The sequence below is a fragment of the Curvibacter sp. EU05-FHT14A10 genome, from assembly GCF_058791075.1.
Map to the genome: position 1 here is coordinate 263,955 of NZ_JBYTDE010000003.1, position 18,707 is coordinate 282,661.

Here is an 18,707-nt window from a genome sequence, read left to right on the forward strand (position 1 = left end):
GAGGTTGGCAGCGTGATTGGAGAGCCGGGCGCCGGTCTCCATTTCCATCCGCACGTGTCCAACTCCTGAGGGGGGGTAACCCGGGCGCGATTCAGTGCCGAGTTCCGTGTCTTTGTTGCGGCAGCGGTTCGCTGGATGCTTCAGGCAGATCAACTTCTGGCAAATAATTCATCTTTCAGTGAATTTGAGTTGCCATGCTGGAGCGCCTGTCAAAGTTCTTGAAGCCCGATCATTCCGTTGCCCTGGGGGCTTGGGCCAAGCGTGAAGGCCTGGCTTTCGAGGCCATCCGCAGCGAGGACCGCCTGATCTGGACCGGGCGTCTCAGCGGAATGGCCTTGCGCATGGAGAGCATGCCGCCCAGGCGTGACTACCTGCGTGGCCATGAATTGCGTCTGCGCATGAATCTGGATCTGCCGGACAGCTTGTCTTTGATGGTGATGAGCCGATGGTTGAAAACCCGTCTTGAGCAGCAGGCTTACGAGGGTTACACCGACAAGGTGCGAACGACAGGAAAGCTGAAGTTGCACGAAGAAAGCCGATGGCTGGCACTGTTTGGCGAGCTCGGGTGGACCACGATGGCGCCAGAGCTTTGGGCACGCTACGCCGTGCTCGGCGATCGTCGGGAGGAGGCCCAGTGCTGGCTGGAGGGGCCCCTCACGGCGGACTTGCTGGCCTGGGAGGGGACGGATGAGCGCTCTGTCCCTTTGGTCATGATGCTGACGCGCGGTTGTCTGTACCTGCGCACCGAGCATGATCGCCCCCATGTGCAGCAGTTGTCACGCACATTGGAACTGGCCCGGTTGGCTGCCAACCGGGCGCAGGTCTTTGCCGGTTTCGGGCTCAGCAGCCTCGTGTGATCGGCATTTCAACTTCGACAGGGCGGGCGGCGTACTTGCCCAGTTCAAGCTTGGCGATGGCGTTGCGGTGCACCTCGTCCGGACCGTCTGCGAAGCGCAGGGTACGTGCCCCTGCGTAAGCGTAGGCGAGCGGGAAGTCGTCGCACATGCCGCCGCCGCCATGCACCTGCATGGCCCAGTCGATGACCTGGCAGGCCATGCTGGGGGCCACGACCTTGATCATGGCAATTTCGGTCTTGGCCACCTTGTTGCCGGCCACGTCCATCATCCAGGCTGCCTTCAGCGTGAGCAGGCGCGCCATGTCGATCTTGCAGCGGGCTTCGGCGATGCGCTCCTGGGTCACGGTCTGTTGCGCCACGGTCTTGCCGAAGGCGGTGCGGGCCGAGGCGCGACGGCACATCAGCTCAAGTGCGCGCTCGGCCAGGCCGATCAGGCGCATGCAGTGGTGGATGCGTCCGGGGCCAAGGCGGCCCTGGGCGATCTCGAAGCCGCGGCCTTCACCCAGCAGGATGTTGCCCACTGGTACACGCACGTTCTCAAACGTCATCTCGACGTGGCCGTGCGGGGCATCGTCGTAGCCGAACACATTGAGCGGACGTAGGATCTTGATGCCGGGCGCGTCGGCTGGCACGACCACCATGCTCTGCTGAGAGTGGCGGGGAGCTTCCGGATCGGTTTTGCCCATGGTGATGAAGACGGCGCAGCGCGGATCGGCAGCCCCTGAAATCCACCATTTGCGGCCATTGATGACGTACTCGTCGCCCTGGCGTTCAATGCGGGTTTCGATGTTGGTGGCGTCACTGGAGGCCACATCGGGTTCTGTCATGGCAAAGGCAGAGCGGATCTTGCCTTCGAGCAGCGGCTTGAGCCAGCGCTCGCGGATCTCTGACGAGCCGTAACGGGCAATGGTTTCCATGTTGCCTGTGTCGGGGGCAGAGCAGTTGAACACTTCGCTGGCCCAGGGCACCGCACCCATGATTTCGGCCAGCGGTGCGTATTCCTGGTTGGTGAGGCCGGCACCCTTGTAGCCCGAGGCGTCCGCCGTGTCGACGGGCAGGAACAGGTTCCACAGACCAGCCGCCTGGGCTTTGGGCTTGAGGTCTTCGATGGTCTTCAGCGCTGACCAGCGCTTGCCCGCGGCCGTGTTGGCTTCCAGTTCGGCGTGGTAAGCGCCCTCGGACGGGTAAATGTACTCGGCCATGAACTGCTTCAGCCGTGCCTGGAGTTCCTTGGTTTTCGGTGAATAGTCAAAGTCCATGTGCTTCTCCTGTTGGATTGATTGGCGCTGTGCCGGGGGCTTCTTGTGGAAAGAACGAAAAAATGGGGTGGCCGTGTCTGCGGGGGCGAGAGGCTTCAGCCGCCTGCACGTTGCGCAAATTGCCATGCCATCTGGGCCAGGGGGTGGGCCCCGGCTGCCGAACTGACGGCCTGGGCGCTGGAGGCGGTGCCGGTCTCCACGCGCTTGGCGATGCCCTGCAGGATGGCTGCGATGCGGAACAGGTTGTAGGCCAGGTAGAAGTTCCAGTCGGCCTTGAGTGCTTCGGGGGTGGTGATGCCGGTGCGCTCGCAGTAGAGGCGGATGTATTCGTCTTCGGTCGGAATACCCAGGCTTTGAACGTCCAGCCCTCCAATGCCGCGGAACGAGCCGGGCGGGATGTGCCAGGCCATGCAGTGGTAGCTGAAGTCGGCCAAGGGATGGCCCAGGGTGGAGAGCTCCCAGTCAAGCACGGCCAGAACGCGTGGCTCGGTGGGGTGGAACATCAAGTTGTCGAGCCGGTAGTCGCCATGCACGATGGACACCATGCGCTCATCCCGGGCCGCGGCCGGGATGTTGGCGGGCAGCCAGGCCATCAACTGGTCCATCTCGGGGATGGGTTGGGTGATGGAGGCGACGTATTGTTTGCTCCAGCGGCCGATCTGGCGCTCGAAATAGTTGCCTGGCTTGCCATAGCCGGCCAAGCCGCGGTCGGCAAACTTGACCGTGTGCAAGGCCGCGATCACGCGGTTCATTTCCAGGTAGATGTCGCGGCGCTGCGCAGGCGTCATGCCGGGCAGAGACTGGTCCCACATCACGCGGCCATCGACAAATTCCATGACGTAGAAGGCGCGGCCGATGATGGATTCGTCTTCGCAGAGGCAGTGCATCTGCGCCACCGGCACGTCGGTGCCGGCCAAGCCCGTCATCACGGCGAATTCGCGTTCGATGGCATGCGCCGAGGGCAGCAACTTGGCCACCGGGCCCGGCTTGGCGCGCATCACATAGGAGCGCTTGGGCGTGACCAGTTTGTAGGTGGGGTTGGACTGCCCGCCCTTGAACATCTCGACGCTCAGCGGGCCTTCAAAACCGGGCAGGTGCTGGCTCAACCATTGCGACAGGGCCGCAGTGTCGATGGCATGCTGTTCTGTCACGGGGCGCGTGCCGACAAAGTGTTCGTAGTTGCTCATGGGCTGGTGTTTGTCTCTTTGGGTTTCAGGGGCAGGGTGGCTGAATCAGAGGTCGCTGTCGGCGATGCGCATCAACGCATCGCGGTCACGCACGATCAAGCCTCCTGGTTCGATGCGGATCGCGTCTTCGCGCTCCATGGCTTTCAGTTCCTGGTTGACGCGCTGACGCGAGGCCCCCAGCAACTGGGCCAACTCTTCCTGGGCCAGATGCAGGCTGATGCGCATTTCGCGACCATCCGACAGGCTGGGCACACCGTAGCTGCGAACCAGATGCACCAATTGCTTGGCCAGACGCGCACGCAAGGGCAGGGTGTTGAGGTCTTCCACCAGGCCGAACAATTGCCGAATGCGCCGCGCATGCAGTCTCAGCATGGCTTCGTAGAGCTCGACGTGCATGGCCAGGATCTTCTTGAAGTCGGCCTTGGCCACACACAGGATGGTGGTGTCTCCATGCGCGTAGGCATCGTGGGTGCGCCGATCGCCGTCGAAGATGGCCACGTCGCCAAACCAGATCCCGGGCTCGACATAGGTCAGCGTGATCTGCTTGCCCGAGATCGAGGTGGAGCTCACTCGCACCGCGCCCTTGGCACAGGCAATCCACTCTTCCGGTGGGTCGCCCCGTGCTGCAATCAGCTCGCCGTCGCGGTATCGCTTCACGTATGCGCATCGGAGTATGTCGTGCCGGAGTGAGGGTGAAAGGGATGAGAACCAGCGACCTGAGTTGATCGCTTCACGTTCTTCGATATTAAGAATCGGGTCGTCCATGGCCTGTCTTTTGCGTGACTGAAAACAGGTTCATTGTCGCGTCTGGGACCGGCGTGATCCCACAGGGTTGTCACCTGCGTGTCTGAGCGGACGGGGCATTCAGGACGGCTTGCTTGCCTCATCCGATCCGGTTCGCGAATCCCGGCTTTCGTACGGGCGCGAACCACCGTCTGCCTGCGCCTGCGGGGCGGTCAGTGCGGACGGTGGACTGCGTTGGCTCGCCAGGCCCAGGGGTGATCACGCGTGGCGAGTGCAGGCCCAGGCGCAGGCTCAGGCGCAAGGCCGTTGGCGGCGCCATCAGTCAAGGCTGATCAGTCACGTCGTGCCAGGCAGCGTGGCGATCAGTAATCTTGCGATCAGTAACCTTGCAATCAGTAACGCGGCGTGGTCTTGTTCAGAAGGGCCTCAATGCCAATGCCCGCATTGACGTGGTGCAGGTTGCGGACAAAGTGGTCGCGTTCGAGGTCTAGATGGTGGGTCAATGTGTCTTGACCGGCCTCGTTGATCAGGTCTTTGATGCTGGCCAGTGCATTGGGGGCACGTGCGTTGAGGCGCTCGGCCCATTGAAGCGCATCCTGCAGCGCCTGGCCTGGTTCGCTGACATGGTTCACCAGGCCATGTTGGTGAAGTGCGCTGGCTGAGATGCGGTTGCCGAACATCAGCAACTCCGTGACAAGTTGCCGCGGCAAGGCCCGGGCGAGGCTCCAGCTGCCGCCGCCGTCGGGCGAAAGGCCAATCGTGCTGTAGGCCATCACAAACTGGGCGTCGCGCGCCGCCAGCACGAAATCACAGGCCAGGGCCAATGAAAAACCGGCGCCTGCTGCGGCTCCTTCGACGGCCGCGAGGATCGGCTTTGGGAAGAGTCGGATGGCCTCTATCCAGGTGTGCAAGCCTTCGATGCTTTCGGCCTGCACGGCCGGTGCCTGTAGGCGGTTGGCCTGCAGGCGCTGCAGATTGCCCCCGGCACAGAACCAGGGCCCAGACCCCGTGATGACCACTGAGCGCACGTCCGCGCTGCGCTCGGCCACATTGAGGGCTTCGACACCGGCCGCATACATCTCTGGCCCCAGTGCGTTGCGGAACTCGGGATTGTGCAGGGTCAGGATCAGGGTCTGACCCTGGCTGGTGCTTTGCAGTTCGGCGGGCATGGTTCAGTGGTGTTGTGGCGTTCGAGGGCTCAGTGTTCGACGTGGCTCAAGCTCAGGCCGATGGCGCCGCGGCGTCGCAGCCAGGGGCTGGGCCGGTAGCGCTGATCGCCGTACACGGTCTGCATGTTGAAAAGCACCTCCAGCACATTGGTGGGGCCATAGCGGTCCCCCATGGCGAGCGGGCCCATGGGGTAACCCAGACCCAGTGTGACGGCCAGTTCCAGGTCGCGTGGGCTGCAGATGCCTTGCTGGCAGATGTCCGTGGCGATGTTGATGATGGTGGCGACCACCCGTTGGGTGACAAAACCGCCACTGTCGCGAATCACGCTCACCGCCTTGCCGTCACGAGCGAACAGCGCATGCGCTGCATCGCGCATATCGGCTCGAGTGGCCGGGTTGGTGGCCAATACCCGGCGCTTGGTGCTGGCATCGTCCACCAGCATGTCGATGCCCACGGTGCGGCTTGGGTCCAGGCGCTCCACCACGGCCACCGTGGTCACGTCGAAGCCCAGCGGGGCCACCAGGGTGAGTGCCTGGGGAGAGGGTGACGTGCCGGTTTCGATCGCAGCACCCAGGTCCTTGAGCAGTTGGTACAACTCGGCCCGGCGCGCGGCGCGGCTCGAAACCCACACGGGGGGCATCTCTGGAACCTGGGGCACGGGGGGCTCTGGCGGCCACTGCGCCTGTTGGCCTTCGTAGCGGTAAAACCCCTGGCCAGTCTTGCGACCCAGCATGCCGCCCGCGAGCCGCTGTGCGGTGATGACGCTGGGGCGGTAGCGTGCCTCTTCGTAATATTGGCGGTAGATCGACTCCATCACCGGATGCGAGACGTCGAGGGCTGTGAGGTCCAGCAATTCAAATGGGCCCAACTTGAACCCGACCTGGTCTTTCAGAATGCGGTCAATGGTGGCGAAATCAGCCACACCTTCCGACACGATGCGCAGGGCCTCGGTACCGTAGCCGCGGCCGGCATGGTTGACGATGAAGCCAGGGGTGTCTTGAGCGGTCACTGGGGTGTGCCCCATCTGGCGCGCGTAGTCGCTGAGTGCCGTGCAGGTGGGCTGCGCCGTGGCCAGCCCTGCAATCACTTCAACCACTTTCATCAGCGGAACAGGGTTGAAGAAGTGGTAGCCAGCCACCCGCTCAGGCCGGGCGCAGGCGGCTGCAATTGCCGTGATCGAGAGAGAGGATGTGTTGCTGGCGAGCACGCACTCGGCGCTCACCACGGATTCCAGGTCTCGAAACAGGGCACGTTTGGCTTCGAGGTTTTCGACGATGGCTTCGACGACCAACTGACAGCCAGCCAATGCCGACAGGCTTTCAGCCACGTGCAACTGGCTCTGATATTGCTGCAGTTGGTCCGGGCTGATACGGCCCTTGGCCGACAGCTTTTCCCATTGGCTGTTGATTTCTTGACGGGCAGAACTGGCCGCACCTTGTTTGGCATCGAACAAATACACTTGACTGCCAGCCTGGGCTGCAATCTGTGCAATGCCTCGTCCCATGGCGCCACTGCCCACGATTGCAACGCTTTGGTAAATTATTTTCATGAATGAATTATCCCTTGCTTGGGGACTAGAAGCCTTGTGCCAGAATCTGCGATAAAGCAAACACGAAATTGTGAAAATACGTAATATTTTCGTCGGGGTGCCTTTGTTGGCGCTGGCTGGTAGCAGTTTTGCTCTCAGTCTGGGGGGCGTGCGCGGCAACGCTGTGCTGGGGCAGGCGCTTTCGCTGGCCTTTGAATTGAAACTCGAATCCGGCGAGGATGTCGATGCTGGTTGCCTGCGTGCCCAACTGGCCCAAGGTGATACCCGCATTGATGGCTCCCGTGTGACGCTGGCGATTTCTGGTAGCGCCGGCGAGCGTGTGGTGCGCCTTCGATCCAATGTCCCTGTTGACGAGCCCGTGGTCACTGTGACTTTGACGGCGAACTGTGATCAACAGGTCACCCGCCGCTATGTGTTGTTGACCGAGCTGCCGCAGGATCCTCGTGCGGCGGCTTCGGTGGGTGCGTCCCCAGCCACGGCTTCGCCCGTGCCGCTGCCCAAAGCCTCCGACGCTATCGCGATACCCGCCCAATTGGTGCCAAGCGAGGCCCGTGGCGTCCGCGATACAGCAGCGGGCAAGACCGGGGAGCGTGTCGTGCGGGCAGCGCGTCACGAGCCTGCCAAGCCGTCTGCTGGGAAGGTGGCCTCGGCGCCTCCGGTGGCCAAGGCTCGCCTCAAATTGGATTCCCCTGCGGATTCGGTCGAGCGCGTCGTCGGCTTGAAGCCTTCGCCCATGCTCAGCATGGTGCCGCAAGAGGGGGCTTCGCCGCAGCGTGCGCAGGCCCTGGCTGCATGGGCCTCGCTGAATCGATCGCTGGAGCAGATTCTTTCAGACACGGATGATCGCGTGCGATTGGAGGCCGAGAACAAGCGTCTCAAGTCGGTGGACAGGCAGGCTCAGGCCCAACTGAACGAGTTGAAGAGTCGTCTGGCAGAGGCGGAAGATGAGCGCTACGCCAATCCCGTGGTGTACGGGCTGGGTGGGTTGGTGCTTTTGCTGATCGGCGCTGGGGCTTATGCCGGCCTGCGTCTGAAGCGAGGCGGTGGCGTGCCGCGAGCGAGTGGGGGGGTTGCCAAGGCCTCTCGAAAGGGTAAGGCGCCCTGGTGGCAGACGGGGCTCAAGTCGAATCAAGGGGCAGAGGCGGGTGCGTCGGTGCTGCCGGAGCCGGTGCCTGCCATGGCGTCTCCAGCCCCGGTGACTGGGGCTGCCAGACCGGTCATGGCAGATGTGGCCAAGCCGCCATTCCTGCCATCGATGTCCGGCGTTCATGTCGACCTGGACTTGAGTGAGTCGGCCTTCCAACGGTTGGAGAGCATGGGCAAGGCGACGGCGGCGTCACCCACAGATTTCTTAAAATCGGAGTTGCGTCCCGCTGGCTCCACAGATTTGGTGGGTGTGCCAGTGCCCGGTGGGGGCTCCAAGCTGCCGTTGGATCTGTTTGATGTGCAACAGCACGCTGAATTTTTCGTTTCGCTCGGCCAATACGACGAAGCCATCGGCGTTCTGCAAACCTATATTGATCAGTATCCAGAAAGCACCCCTCTGGCTTACCTCGATCTGCTCAAGATTCACCACACACTCAGTCACACCGGGGAGTACGCCCGGTTGCGTGAGCGTTTCAATCAGATCTTCAGTGCCGAAGTGCCGCCCTTCAGTGCTTTCTCCAAGGCGGGCAAGGGCCTGGAGGCCTACCCTCGCACCCTTTCCTATCTGGAAAAGGTGTGGGGCAGCCCCGGGGCTTTGGTGGCGGTGGAGGACGCCGTCTTTCATGCGCACGCCGTCTCGATCGGCGAGTTCTTTGACCTGGATGCTTTCAAAGACCTGCTCGTGCTGCAGTCCGTGGCTCGTCAACTGGATCAGGAAGCGCGAAGTGATGGGGCCTCGGGTGTCAGCAGTCCGCGCCTGCAGTCTGGCGACTTGTCGACAGCGTTCCAGACCGTGCGCGACTCTCAATTCGGTGCGGCGCCTGGGCAGATTCCGGCGGAATTCATGCCTGTAGATCCCATCTCGGGTTTTGGCCCTTCCACCCAGTCTTCAGGCCCTGACAGCTTGATGAACCTCGACCTGGACCTCAGCGACATGGAGGCGGCTCTGGCGCCGCCCAGGGCGCCGACTGAGGTGCGCGTCGAAGAGCTTGGCAAAGCGGACAGCGCAGTCGCTCGAACGGCAGAGTTGAGCTCGCCGCTGGATTCTCCTTTTGATTCGCCGCTTGACTCGCCGTTGGACTCTCCCTTGGACTTCACGCTTGACGGGACTGCGCTTGCCGAACTGGATCGCCTGCCCGCGTCCATGCCAGTGGAATCAACAGTCATCGAAGACAGCAATCTGATCGATTTCGACTTGTTCGAGGCCGATCTTGCCAAGTCGATTTCGAAATCCAACAAACTTTGAAGCGGCGCAGTGGCCGCTCCAGGCAAGACTCTGTGGCCCAGCCGGGGTGCATTCAAGAGCCCCCGTCGAGTCGCTGGCTGTCCGATCAGCGCCGCACCTGCAGCGCCCCAGGATTGACGATGTTGGTGGGCGTACCGCGGATGTAGTTGACCAGATTGTCGAATGCCGCACCAAAGTACAGCTCATAACTGTCGAGTTCCACATAACCGATGTGGGGCGTACAAACGCAGTTTTCCAAGCGAAGCAGGGCATGTCCCTGCAAAATGGGCTCGCTTTCAAACACATCCACCGCAGCCATGCCGGGACGGCCCCGGTTCAGCGCGGCGATCAGGGCGTCGGGCTCCAGCAACTCGGCTCGTGATGTATTGACGATCAGCGAACTGGATTTCATGCGTGACAAGTCTTCGAGGGTCACAATGCCACGGGTGTCATCGTTCAGGCGCAGGTGCAGGCTCAACACATCGCACTGCTCGAAAAACTCCTCGCGGCTGTTGGCCGCCTGGTAGCCATCGGACAAAGCCTGGGCCCGCGATGCCTCGCGCCCCCAGACGCGCACATTCATGCCGAATGCAGCGCCATAGCTGGCGACCAGCTGACCCACTTTGCCGTACCCCCAGATGCCCAGGGTCTTGCCCCGCAGCACGTTGCCCAACCCGAAGTTGGGCGGCATGGAGGCAGATTTCAGACCCGATTGTTGCCATGCGCCATGCTTGAGGTTGGCGATGTATTGAGGCAGCCGCCTCATGCTGGTCATGATCAGGGCCCAGGTCAATTCAGCAGGGGCAACAGGCGAGCCAACGCCTTCGGCCACCGCAATGCCTTTTTCGGTGCAGGCGCCAACATCGATGTGACTGCCCACCCGTCCCGTCTGTGAAATCAGCCTGAGTTTGGGGAGTTTTTCGATCAGTTGGCGGGTGATGTGGGTCCGCTCCCGAATCAGCACAATGACTTCCGCATCCTTGAGCCGCACGGACAGCTGCCCAAGGCCTTTCACCGTGTTGGTGTAAACCTTGGCGGAAAAGGGGTCCAGGCGTGCTGCGCAATTGAGTTTGCGCACTGCGTCTTGGTAGTCGTCCAGAATCACAATGTTCATCCCCTGATTGTGCCCTGCCTGGGGTGGGCATCGGGCCTGGAGGGGATGGATCATGGAACCGGTTTGGGTGAATGCAGGCATTTGCCCGCTTCAGCGTAGGACATTGCGATAGATGATGAATCGCGAGGCCCGAAGTCTTGGGGCACGATGCGCGCTTTTTTGGGCCCCAAGGCGGGTCGATTGGGGTACGCCGGATTCAGCCCGGGGTAGAGCCGATCATTGTCAATGCACCAATCCGGGATGGGCGGCAGCCAAGCGCTCCAGCTCGGCACACACATCGGCCATGCGTCCGGAAATCACCAGTCGACCAGCCTGTCGAGGGTTGGGGCAGCTTTCCCGGATCCGCAACACACGAAGGGGGCGCAGGCTGGAGGACGAGGGGCTCGAGTGCACCTGGGGGGCTGTGGCGACAGGCCCGCGGTCCATGCGGTCGGCTCGTGCATCCACCGGCACCGTGGCCACCGCCTGTTCGAGGGCGATGCCGACCAGATCCTGGGATGCCTGTGGGATGGGGGGAGGTGCTTCGCAACCCGATGTCATCCGCTTGGAGGCTTGCGCGCCCAGATTGGCGTCATTCAAGCCTGCATTGTGGGTGCGTCGAGGGGCCAAGATGGCGCTCAGAGGCGCGAGCCAACGCACGGCAGTGGTGAATGCCTTTCCCATGTGAAACTCCAGTTCGATTCAGGGGTTGAACACAGGCAGGATTGAAAGATGGAGCCAGCGCAGGGTTTCGACAAGGACACCTTGCCTCAAACGCCCGCCACCTGCGCAGGCCAGCCGCTTTACATCAGCATCGTGTTTCGGATCAAGCCAACAGCCAGCCCTTCGATCTCGAAAGGGTCACCCGGCTGGACGATGATGGGGGCGAAGTCCGGGTTTTCGGCGATCAGTTCGATGTGCTGCGGTGTCTTGCGCAGGCGCTTGACCGTGACCTCTTCACCGAGGCGGGCCACGATGATCTGACCGTTCTTGGCTTCACGGGTGGATTGCACTGCCAGCAGGTCGCCATCCATGATGCCCGCGTCACGCATCGACATGCCGCGCACCTTCAGAAGGTAGTCGGGCTTGTGCTGGAACAGGCTGTTTTCCACGTAATAGGTTTGATCCACGTGCTCTTGGGCGAGAATCGGTGAGCCTGCGGCGACTCGTCCGATCAGGGGCAGTGCCAATTGGCTCAGGCCGGGCAGGGGCAAGGAGAATTGAGGGTCGCGGCTTTGATTCAGTTGGCGCAAGGTTTCGCCACGCAGCCGGATGCCGCGAGAAGTACCGCTGACCAGTTCAATGACCCCTTTGCGTGCCAGCGCTTGCAGGTGTTCTTCAGCCGCATTGGCAGATTTGAAGCCCAACTCGGATGCGATTTCAGCCCGGGTTGGCGGAGCACCGGTGAGGCCGATGGCGCTCTGGATCAGTTCCAGAATCTGTTGCTGTCGTGCGGTGAGCTTGGGCATGTCCATGGTGGCGGCTCCTGAGGGCTGTTTTAATATCCAGTAACTGTATTTTTGACCAGTTTTTTCTGAAATGCAAGCCAACATCACGACTTCTTCGCACCTTGTTGTATTGGGGACCGGAGGCACGATCGCGGGCGAGGCGGGAAGGCCCGATGACAACATCGGCTACCGTGCTGCGCAACGCGGGGTGGCGGATCTGCTGGCGGGGCTGCCTTTGGCGCAGGGTGTCACCGTGCAATGCGAGCAGGTGGCTCAGCTCGACAGCAAGGACATGGACCACCCGACGTGGCAGGTGCTGCTGGAGCGTGTCCTGCATTGGCTGGCCGATCCCGCTGTGCAAGGCGTGGTCATCACCCATGGCACCGATACGCTCGAAGAGACCGCCTATTTCCTCGGCGCCACCCTGGGCCACTGTGCCAAGCCCGTTGTGCTGACCTGTTCCATGCGGCCGGCGACTGCGTTGGCGCCGGATGGTCCGCAGAATCTGGTGGATGCCGTGGCGGTGGCTCGCGACCCGCGGGCAGCGGGGGTTCTGGTGGTGTGTGCAGGCCTGGTCCACGAAGCCAGTGTGGTGCAGAAAGTTCACACCTATCAGCCGGATGCATTCAGTTCGGGTGACGTCGGTCCTTGTGCTCGCCTGTATGAGGGCCAGGTGAACTGGTTGCGAACGGCTCCTTCGGGTGGGGCGGGTGCCCGGCCCGCCGCGTTGGCAGCGGCCTGTTTGGCGCTGCCTGCGGCCGATTGGCCTTGGGTTTCGGTGCTTTACAGCCATGCCGGCGCGCAAGGCCGAGAGGTCGATGCCTTGGTGGCCCAGGGTGTGCGGGGCTTGGTGATTGCTGCAACCGGCAATGGCACCCTGAATCAGGGCCTGGATCAAGCCCTGCAGCGGGCGGCAGCAACCGGTGTGGCTGTCGTTCGCAGTTCTCGCTGTGCCTTTGGCCCGGTGTTGGTCACGGAGGCCGGTGGCTGGCCCGTGGTGCCTGGGCTGAACCCGGTCAAGGCCCGAGTGGCCTTGTTGTTGCAGTTGCTGGCTTGAGTTACTGGTTTGGCGAAGGGTGACGGCGCTCATTCCGGGCGCAAAAAAGCCACCCGCAGGTGGCTTCTGGCCGGCCGTCTGAGCCGGGCTCAGCTGGCCAGGGCTTGCAGTGCGCGAGTCGTGATCTCGTCGACCGAACCCATGCCGCTGATGGCGCGGTACTTGGGGGCTGCTGCGGCATCGTCCTTGGCCCAGTTTCCGTAGTAGTCCACCAGGGGGCGGGTCTGTGCGCTGTAGACCTCCAGGCGCTTCTTGACCGTTTCTTCCTTGTCGTCGTCGCGCTGGATCAGCGGTTCACCGGTGAGGTCGTCCAGGCCTTCGGTCTTGGGCGGGTTGAACTTGACGTGGTAGGTGCGACCCGAAGCCGGGTGTGAACGACGGCCGCTCATGCGCTCGATGATGGCTTCAAAGGGCACATCGATTTCGAGCACGTAGTCAAGCTTGACGCCGGCTGCCTTCATGGCATCGGCTTGAGGGATGGTGCGGGGAAAGCCGTCGAACAGGAAACCATTGGCGCAGTCGGCCTGGGCAATGCGTTCCTTGACGAGGTTGATGATCAACTCATCGCTCACCAGGCCGCCAGACTCCATCACGCTCTTGGCTTGCAGGCCCAGGGGTGTGCCGGCCTTGACCGCTGCACGCAGCATGTCGCCTGTTGAAATCTGGGGGATGCCGTACTTTTGGCAAATGAAGGTGGCTTGCGTGCCTTTACCCGCGCCTGGCGCGCCCAGCAGAATCAGTCTCATGGAAGTCCTCGGATAGTGTCAAATCGGCCGGCACCACTGGCTGCGCACAAGTTGACCCCGGTGGGCCAAGGCAGATGCAGTGCTCATTTGGTCCAGAGGATAGCATGGGCAGGCCTGCGCCATCCTTACGCTTGTGACAAAGCGCAGGGTCCCCGATTGCCCGGGGTGCGCGCAGATTCAGGCCGAGAGCCCGCTGAAATGCGCTCGCACACGTGCCAAGTCTTCAGGGGTGTCGACGCCGGGCCCTGGGGCCTGCTCGCTCAGGTGAACCGCAATGCGGTGTCCGTGCCACACGGCCCGCATTTGTTCGAGCGATTCCACCACTTCGATGGGCGCTTGAGGCAGCTTGGGGAAAGCACGCAGAAAGCCGACGCGATAGCCGTAAATGCCGATGTGGCGCAAGGGCTTGAGCCCGGCCGCAACCGGACTGCGCCACCAAGCCTGCCCGGCCATGTCTCGTGACCAGGGGATTGGTGCCCGGCTGAAGGTCAGTGCCAGGCCCGAGGCCTCCAGCACCACCTTGACCACATTCGGGTTGGTGAACTCTTCCAATGATTCGATGGCATGCGCAGCCGTGCTCATGCTGGCACCAGGGTGCAGGCGCAGCAGCGCGGCCACGGCGTCGATCAGGCCGGGGTCGATCAGCGGTTCGTCGCCCTGGACATTCACCACCAGCTCATCGTCAGCCAGGCCCAGCACGCCACAGGCTTCGGCCAGGCGATCACTGCCCGAAGGGTGGTCGACCCGGGTCAGGATGGCCTGAACACCGTGCTGTTGGCAGGCGGCCACGATACGCGCATCGTCTGCGGCCACCACCACGGTGGCGGCCTGGCTCAACTGGGCCTGGCGCGCCACACGCACCACCATCGGCAGGCCTGCGATGTCGGCCAGCGGTTTGTCCGGCAGGCGCGACGATGCCAGCCGAGCCGGAATCAGAACCGTGTAGCTCACAGGCCCAGTTCCTCGTCACTGAGGGCGCGCGCCTCGTTTTCCAGAAGAATGGGGATGCCATCGCGAACCGGGTAGGCCAGGCGGGCGCTGTGGGACACCAGTTCCTCGCGTTGTTTGTCGTAGGTCAGCGGGCCCTTGGTCACGGGGCAGACCAGCAGTTCAAGAAGTTTGCTGTCCATGCGGAGAGGGTGTTTGTTCAGAGGTGGTGCGAAGGGAAGGCTTGGATGATAGCGCCGCATCCAGTCGCTGCTGCAGGTCGTCCCAGAATGCCGGCTCGGGTTCGAATTGCAGTGCCAAGGCCCAGGCGTCGGGTTGGATGGCCCACAGCTTGTAGGCATCTTTTTCGGTGCAGATGAGGTCCAGTCCGGCCGGGCTGTGGGGAATTCCGTCGCGGAAGTCATGGTGATCAGGCAGTGCCGTGGTCTGTTGCACACGGAGTCCCAGGTCTTGCAACATGCTGAAAAACCGTGCCGGATGGGCAATGCCTGCGACGGCGTGCCAGTTGCGCTGTCGCAAGCTGTCGACCGAGCAGCTCAGGCCGTGCCCGTTGAATGCCACCGGGGCCAATTGTCGATGGGCCCGGTAGCCCGCAAAGGCGGGGTGATCCCCTGTGTGCAAGACCAGGTCCACGGGCCGAGGCCAGGGCTCGCGCAGCGGGCCGGCGGGCTGCAGAAAACCGTTGCCAACCCCTCGGTCATCGAACACGCACAGCTCAATGTCCCGTTGCAGGGCCAGGTGCTGCAGCCCATCGTCGCAGACGATCACCTGAGTCGCGGGGTGGCGGTGCAACAAGGCCTGGGCGGCCTGGGCCCGCTGGCGTGCCACAAAGACCGGTGCACCGCTGCGGCGCTGAATCAACAGGGGCTCGTCCCCCACTTCATGGGCCTCGCTGGTGGCCGTGACCTCGCGGCAATCGTCGGTTTGACGACCGTGCCCACGTGACACCACCCCGACCGCCAGTCCGCGTTGGCGTAACCCATGCACCAAGGCCAGCACGGTGGGTGTCTTGCCTGCACCGCCGGCCACCACGTTGCCCACCACGATCACCACGGCCGGCACCCGGTAACTGGCCAGCCAGCCGCGCCGGTAGGCGATGCGCCGAAGGGCCACCAAGGCCCCCAGCACCCGCGAGAGGGGCCACAAGGCCCAGGCCACCAGCCCTCGGTGCTGCCAGGCCTGCAGCAGGCGTGTCGAAAGCCCCGTCTTGGATCGGGTCATGGATCGAGCTTGTCAGCAGGGCTCAGCGATTGCCGGCCCGGGGAGACTGGGTGGCAAAGGTGACCTGGGACAGCCCGCTGCGCCGTGCGGCTTCCATCACACTGATCACCGACTGGTGGGTGGCGCTGGCATCCGCGCTGATCACCACGACGGTGTCGCGGCCGCCTTTGGCCGCTTCAGCCATGGCCATGGCCAGGCTGTCGGGGTTGCCCGGCACCGGCACCTTGTTGACGGCAAAGCGGCCGTCAGCGCTGACACTGACGATCAGCTCGCGGGGATAGTCGCGTTGCGCATCGGCATCGGCCTGCGGCAAGCGCAGTTGCAACTCCGTGAACTTGCTGTAGGTGGTGGAAAGCATCAGAAAGATCAGCACCACCAGCAACACGTCGATGAAGGGGATCAGGTTGATTTCAGGCTCATCCTGGCGGCGTGGGCGAAAGTTCATGGGGCCTTACTTGCGCAGGGTGTTGAGGTGGCGCAGCAGGCGCTCGGCGGCCAGTTCCATGGTCAGCAGGTAGGCGTCGGCACGGCTGCGGAAGTAGCGCCAGAAAATCAGGCTGGGGATTGCCACGATCAGGCCGAAGGCGGTGTTGTACAGGGCTACCGAGATCCCGTGGGCCAGTTGGGCCGGGTTGGTGCCACCGCTCAGCGCCCCCGGGCCAGCAGACTGCGAGCCGAAGATGTCGATCATGCCGATCACGGTGCCCAGCAGGCCCAACAAGGGGGCTGCCGACGCAATGGTGGCCAAGGCACTGAGGTTTTTGTCCAGTTTGGCCGCCACACGTCGGCCGCTGCCCTCCAATTCGGTGCGCAGCTCGGCTTCGGTGCAGTGGGGGTGCTGCAACAAGGTCTTGAAGCCACTGGCCAGCACTTCACCCAGTGCCGAGTTCTGTTCGAGCTGTTGCACGACCTCGCTGGAGGGCAGGCCATGGGCCGAGACGGTGAGGGCTTCGTCCAGCAGGCTGTCCGGTGCGATCCGGGAGGGCCGCAAGCTGATCAGACGCTCCAGAACGAGCGCCAGCGCCAGCACGGAGCAGACCAGCAAGGGCCAGATGGGCCAGCCAGCGGCTTGAATGATCGAAAGCAAAGGGTCTCTCCCAGAGGGTGTGGTTCCGCACCGGATTATGGCGGAGCTTTGGGGGGCTGCAGTGACGAACGGCATGCGCCTCGGAGGACGGCTCAGTCACTCACAAAATCTGTGGATAACTTTGTGGGGAACTCGGTCGCAATCGCTTCCAGATGGCGCCAAACGGTCACTTCTCTACTTTGATTAAAAAATAAGCATGTAAAAAAACCAATTAAATCAATGAGTTATGACGTATTTGCTGGCTTTGGAGATGCTTTGGGCGGGGTGCAATATGCGATCAGCGGCCGCCCTCGCTTGTGGAGTACTTGCCCATGCCAAGGCGCCTGCAAAGGCCCGAGGGGCGCCAATGGGGGCTGAAACCCCAGTGTTTGCGGGCTGTATCGGGTGTTTTCTATCGCCAGGCCGCATCAATGCTGCCTTGAAGGCTTGAGTGATGCCCAAGGTCTGATCCGGGGCGGTTCGCGCGTCGTCCGTGGGCCGTGGACTTCGCGGGTTGTGCACCCGTGGGGACTGATCCTGGGCCAATGGGCGGGTTGATCGGGGGCTGTCGCATGGTCACCCCAATTAGTTCCTACAATGCGCCAGCAAAGCTGTTTTTTCACGATAAACCACACGAGGAAACCATGGAACATACCCTGCCCGCACTGCCTTACGCCATCGATGCACTGGCGCCGCACTACTCCCAGGAAACCCTGGAGTTTCACCACGGCAAGCATCACAACGCTTACGTCGTGAACCTGAACAACCTGCAAAAGGGGACCGAATTCGAAACCAAGACCCTGGAAGAGATCATCAAGACCTCCAGCGGCGGTATCTACAACAATGCAGCCCAGATCTGGAACCACACCTTCTTCTGGAACTGCATGAAGCCCAACGGTGGCGGTGAGCCCACCGGCGCCCTGGCCACGGCCATCAATGCCAAGTGGGGCAGCTATGCCGCCTTCAAGGAAGCCTTCGTCAAGTCGGCTGTCGGCAACTTTGGGTCGGGCTGGACCTGGCTGGTCAAGAAGGCCGATGGCAGCGTTGACATTGTCAACACCGGTGCCGCAGGCACGCCCCTGACCACCGCTGACAAGGCTTTGCTGACGGTCGACGTGTGGGAGCACGCCTACTACATCGATTACCGCAACCTGCGCCCGAAGTTTGTCGAGACCTTCCTCGACAAGCTGGCCAACTGGGGTTTCGCGGAAGCCAATTTCGCCTGAGTTCATCCGGCCTCTGCAGGGGCGTGGCTTACCGCGCGCCCTCATTGAAATGCCACCTTCGGGTGGCATTTTTCTTGGGCTGGTGTCAACTTGAGCAGGCCTGCGGCTGGCGGATCAACGTTTGTCGAAGGGCGGGCCGCTGAGCTTGAGCCCAGCCTTGAAGCCTCGCTTCTGGAACCATCCTTGGTTCATTTCCAGAACGAAACGAACGGGTTTGCTGCTGCAGTGGGATTCGGTGGTCTGGGGCTTCATGTCGGCCAGGTTCACCACTGTGCCGTCGTCGGTCACAAAGGCGGCGGTGAGTGGCAGCAGCGTGTTCTTCATCCAAAAACACTGTGTTGCAGGCACCTCGAACACGAACAACATGCCTTCCTGCTGAGGCATGTTGGGGCGGTTCATCAGTCCGATCTGGCGCTCGACAGGTGCCGAGGCGACCTGGGCATCGATCTGGTACATGCCTGCAGACAGCTGCACACGGGGCAGGTTGAGCTGAGGCCCTTCCTGTGCATGAGCCGTGAGGCCGGAGAAAGAAAGCAGTGCACACAGCAAAGCCTGGGACAGGTGGCGGCGGGGCAGTTTCATGGTGGATTGATCCAGTGGTGCGACCCAGAAATGCGGTCAGCATCAGCGTTCCATTTTGGCCTAAAAAGACAGCGCTGACCGGTGCAGCAGGGCAACTTTGCACAGCCCTCTTGCCTTGGCCGGGGGTTGTGAAGCAGCCGCTCCAAGCCGGTGTCGCCAGGTGATGCCGGTCTCTGGGTGCAAG

Annotated in this window: 19 protein-coding genes; 4 read left to right on the forward strand and 15 right to left on the reverse strand. The window is 62.4% G+C overall.

Annotation, left to right across the window (positions count from 1 at the left end; translation table 11 throughout):
- The first annotated feature begins 194 nt into the window (after positions 1 to 194).
- Positions 195 to 857 carry a hypothetical protein gene (locus AC3WUT_RS07210; protein WP_492346389.1) on the forward strand — a complete coding sequence of 221 codons (663 nt, stop codon included), beginning with the start codon at positions 195 to 197 and terminating at the stop codon, positions 855 to 857.
- On the opposite strand, the gene AC3WUT_RS07215 is transcribed toward AC3WUT_RS07210, so the two are convergent.
- The 5 genes from AC3WUT_RS07215 to AC3WUT_RS07235 form a co-directional block, all read right to left on the reverse strand.
- Positions 841 to 2,115 (reverse strand): acyl-CoA dehydrogenase family protein, encoded by a 1,275-nt coding sequence (locus tag AC3WUT_RS07215; protein WP_492346390.1) that lies wholly within the window; start codon positions 2,113 to 2,115, stop codon positions 841 to 843. The two genes, AC3WUT_RS07210 and AC3WUT_RS07215, sit on opposite strands and share 17 nt — an antisense overlap.
- A 95-nt stretch (positions 2,116 to 2,210) precedes the next feature.
- Positions 2,211 to 3,302 (reverse strand): phosphotransferase family protein, encoded by a 1,092-nt coding sequence (locus AC3WUT_RS07220; RefSeq protein WP_492346391.1) that lies wholly within the window; start codon positions 3,300 to 3,302, stop codon positions 2,211 to 2,213.
- A gap of 45 nt (positions 3,303 to 3,347) precedes the next feature.
- Positions 3,348 to 4,067: a Crp/Fnr family transcriptional regulator gene (locus AC3WUT_RS07225; protein WP_027478639.1), complete on the reverse strand. Its 720-nt coding sequence runs from the start codon at positions 4,065 to 4,067 to the stop codon at positions 3,348 to 3,350.
- Positions 4,068 to 4,438: 371 nt separating this feature from the next.
- Positions 4,439 to 5,215, reverse strand: a complete 777-nt coding sequence (locus AC3WUT_RS07230; RefSeq protein WP_492346392.1) for an oxepin-CoA hydrolase, alternative type — start codon at positions 5,213 to 5,215, stop codon at positions 4,439 to 4,441.
- A gap of 29 nt (positions 5,216 to 5,244) precedes the next feature.
- Positions 5,245 to 6,765, reverse strand: coding sequence for a 3-hydroxyacyl-CoA dehydrogenase (locus tag AC3WUT_RS07235; protein WP_492346393.1), 1,521 nt, complete (start codon positions 6,763 to 6,765; stop codon positions 5,245 to 5,247).
- Between the two features lie 70 nt (positions 6,766 to 6,835).
- On the opposite strand from AC3WUT_RS07235, the gene AC3WUT_RS07240 reads away from it, so the two are divergent.
- Positions 6,836 to 9,157, forward strand: a complete 2,322-nt coding sequence (locus AC3WUT_RS07240) for a type IV pilus assembly protein FimV (protein ID WP_492346394.1) — start codon at positions 6,836 to 6,838, stop codon at positions 9,155 to 9,157.
- Between the two features lie 85 nt (positions 9,158 to 9,242).
- Here the strand turns inward: AC3WUT_RS07240 and AC3WUT_RS07245 are convergent, their stop codons facing one another.
- From AC3WUT_RS07245 to lexA, 3 genes are all read right to left on the reverse strand, one after another.
- A complete protein-coding gene (locus tag AC3WUT_RS07245) occupies positions 9,243 to 10,250 on the reverse strand; it encodes a D-2-hydroxyacid dehydrogenase family protein (protein WP_492346395.1) in 1,008 nt (335 codons plus the stop codon).
- Positions 10,251 to 10,472: 222 nt separating this feature from the next.
- A complete protein-coding gene (locus tag AC3WUT_RS07250; RefSeq protein WP_492346396.1) occupies positions 10,473 to 10,913 on the reverse strand; it encodes a hypothetical protein in 441 nt (146 codons plus the stop codon).
- Positions 10,914 to 11,032: 119 nt separating this feature from the next.
- The gene (lexA, locus tag AC3WUT_RS07255; protein ID WP_492346397.1) at positions 11,033 to 11,704 is read right to left on the reverse strand and encodes a transcriptional repressor LexA; all 672 of its coding nucleotides are present in this window, start codon (positions 11,702 to 11,704) and stop codon (positions 11,033 to 11,035) included.
- A 64-nt stretch (positions 11,705 to 11,768) separates the two neighbouring features.
- On the opposite strand from lexA, the gene AC3WUT_RS07260 reads away from it, so the two are divergent.
- Positions 11,769 to 12,734 (forward strand): asparaginase, encoded by a 966-nt coding sequence (locus AC3WUT_RS07260; RefSeq protein ID WP_492346398.1) that lies wholly within the window; start codon positions 11,769 to 11,771, stop codon positions 12,732 to 12,734.
- Positions 12,735 to 12,823: 89 nt separating this feature from the next.
- Here the strand turns inward: AC3WUT_RS07260 and adk are convergent, their stop codons facing one another.
- From adk to AC3WUT_RS07290, 6 genes are all read right to left on the reverse strand, one after another.
- The gene (gene adk, locus AC3WUT_RS07265) at positions 12,824 to 13,480 is read right to left on the reverse strand and encodes an adenylate kinase (RefSeq protein WP_492346399.1); all 657 of its coding nucleotides are present in this window, start codon (positions 13,478 to 13,480) and stop codon (positions 12,824 to 12,826) included.
- Between the two features lie 177 nt (positions 13,481 to 13,657).
- Positions 13,658 to 14,431, reverse strand: a complete 774-nt coding sequence (kdsB, locus tag AC3WUT_RS07270) for a 3-deoxy-manno-octulosonate cytidylyltransferase (RefSeq protein ID WP_492346400.1) — start codon at positions 14,429 to 14,431, stop codon at positions 13,658 to 13,660.
- On the reverse strand, positions 14,428 to 14,610 hold the full coding sequence (locus AC3WUT_RS07275) for a Trm112 family protein (protein WP_492346401.1): 183 nt from the start codon (positions 14,608 to 14,610) through the stop codon (positions 14,428 to 14,430). Before AC3WUT_RS07275 ends, kdsB begins: the two co-directional genes overlap by 4 nt.
- A complete protein-coding gene (gene lpxK / locus AC3WUT_RS07280) occupies positions 14,591 to 15,649 on the reverse strand; it encodes a tetraacyldisaccharide 4'-kinase (RefSeq protein ID WP_492346402.1) in 1,059 nt (352 codons plus the stop codon). Before lpxK ends, AC3WUT_RS07275 begins: the two co-directional genes overlap by 20 nt.
- 22 nt (positions 15,650 to 15,671) lie before the next feature.
- Positions 15,672 to 16,094: an ExbD/TolR family protein gene (locus AC3WUT_RS07285; RefSeq protein WP_492346403.1), complete on the reverse strand. Its 423-nt coding sequence runs from the start codon at positions 16,092 to 16,094 to the stop codon at positions 15,672 to 15,674.
- Between the two features lie 6 nt (positions 16,095 to 16,100).
- A complete protein-coding gene (locus AC3WUT_RS07290; RefSeq protein ID WP_492346404.1) occupies positions 16,101 to 16,736 on the reverse strand; it encodes a MotA/TolQ/ExbB proton channel family protein in 636 nt (211 codons plus the stop codon).
- A gap of 623 nt (positions 16,737 to 17,359) precedes the next feature.
- Here AC3WUT_RS07290 and AC3WUT_RS07295 point away from each other — a divergent pair.
- The gene (locus AC3WUT_RS07295; protein ID WP_492346405.1) at positions 17,360 to 17,941 is read left to right on the forward strand and encodes a Fe-Mn family superoxide dismutase; all 582 of its coding nucleotides are present in this window, start codon (positions 17,360 to 17,362) and stop codon (positions 17,939 to 17,941) included.
- A gap of 114 nt (positions 17,942 to 18,055) precedes the next feature.
- Here the strand turns inward: AC3WUT_RS07295 and AC3WUT_RS07300 are convergent, their stop codons facing one another.
- Positions 18,056 to 18,523 (reverse strand): DUF192 domain-containing protein, encoded by a 468-nt coding sequence (locus AC3WUT_RS07300; RefSeq protein WP_492346406.1) that lies wholly within the window; start codon positions 18,521 to 18,523, stop codon positions 18,056 to 18,058.
- Positions 18,524 to 18,707: the final 184 nt, after the last annotated feature.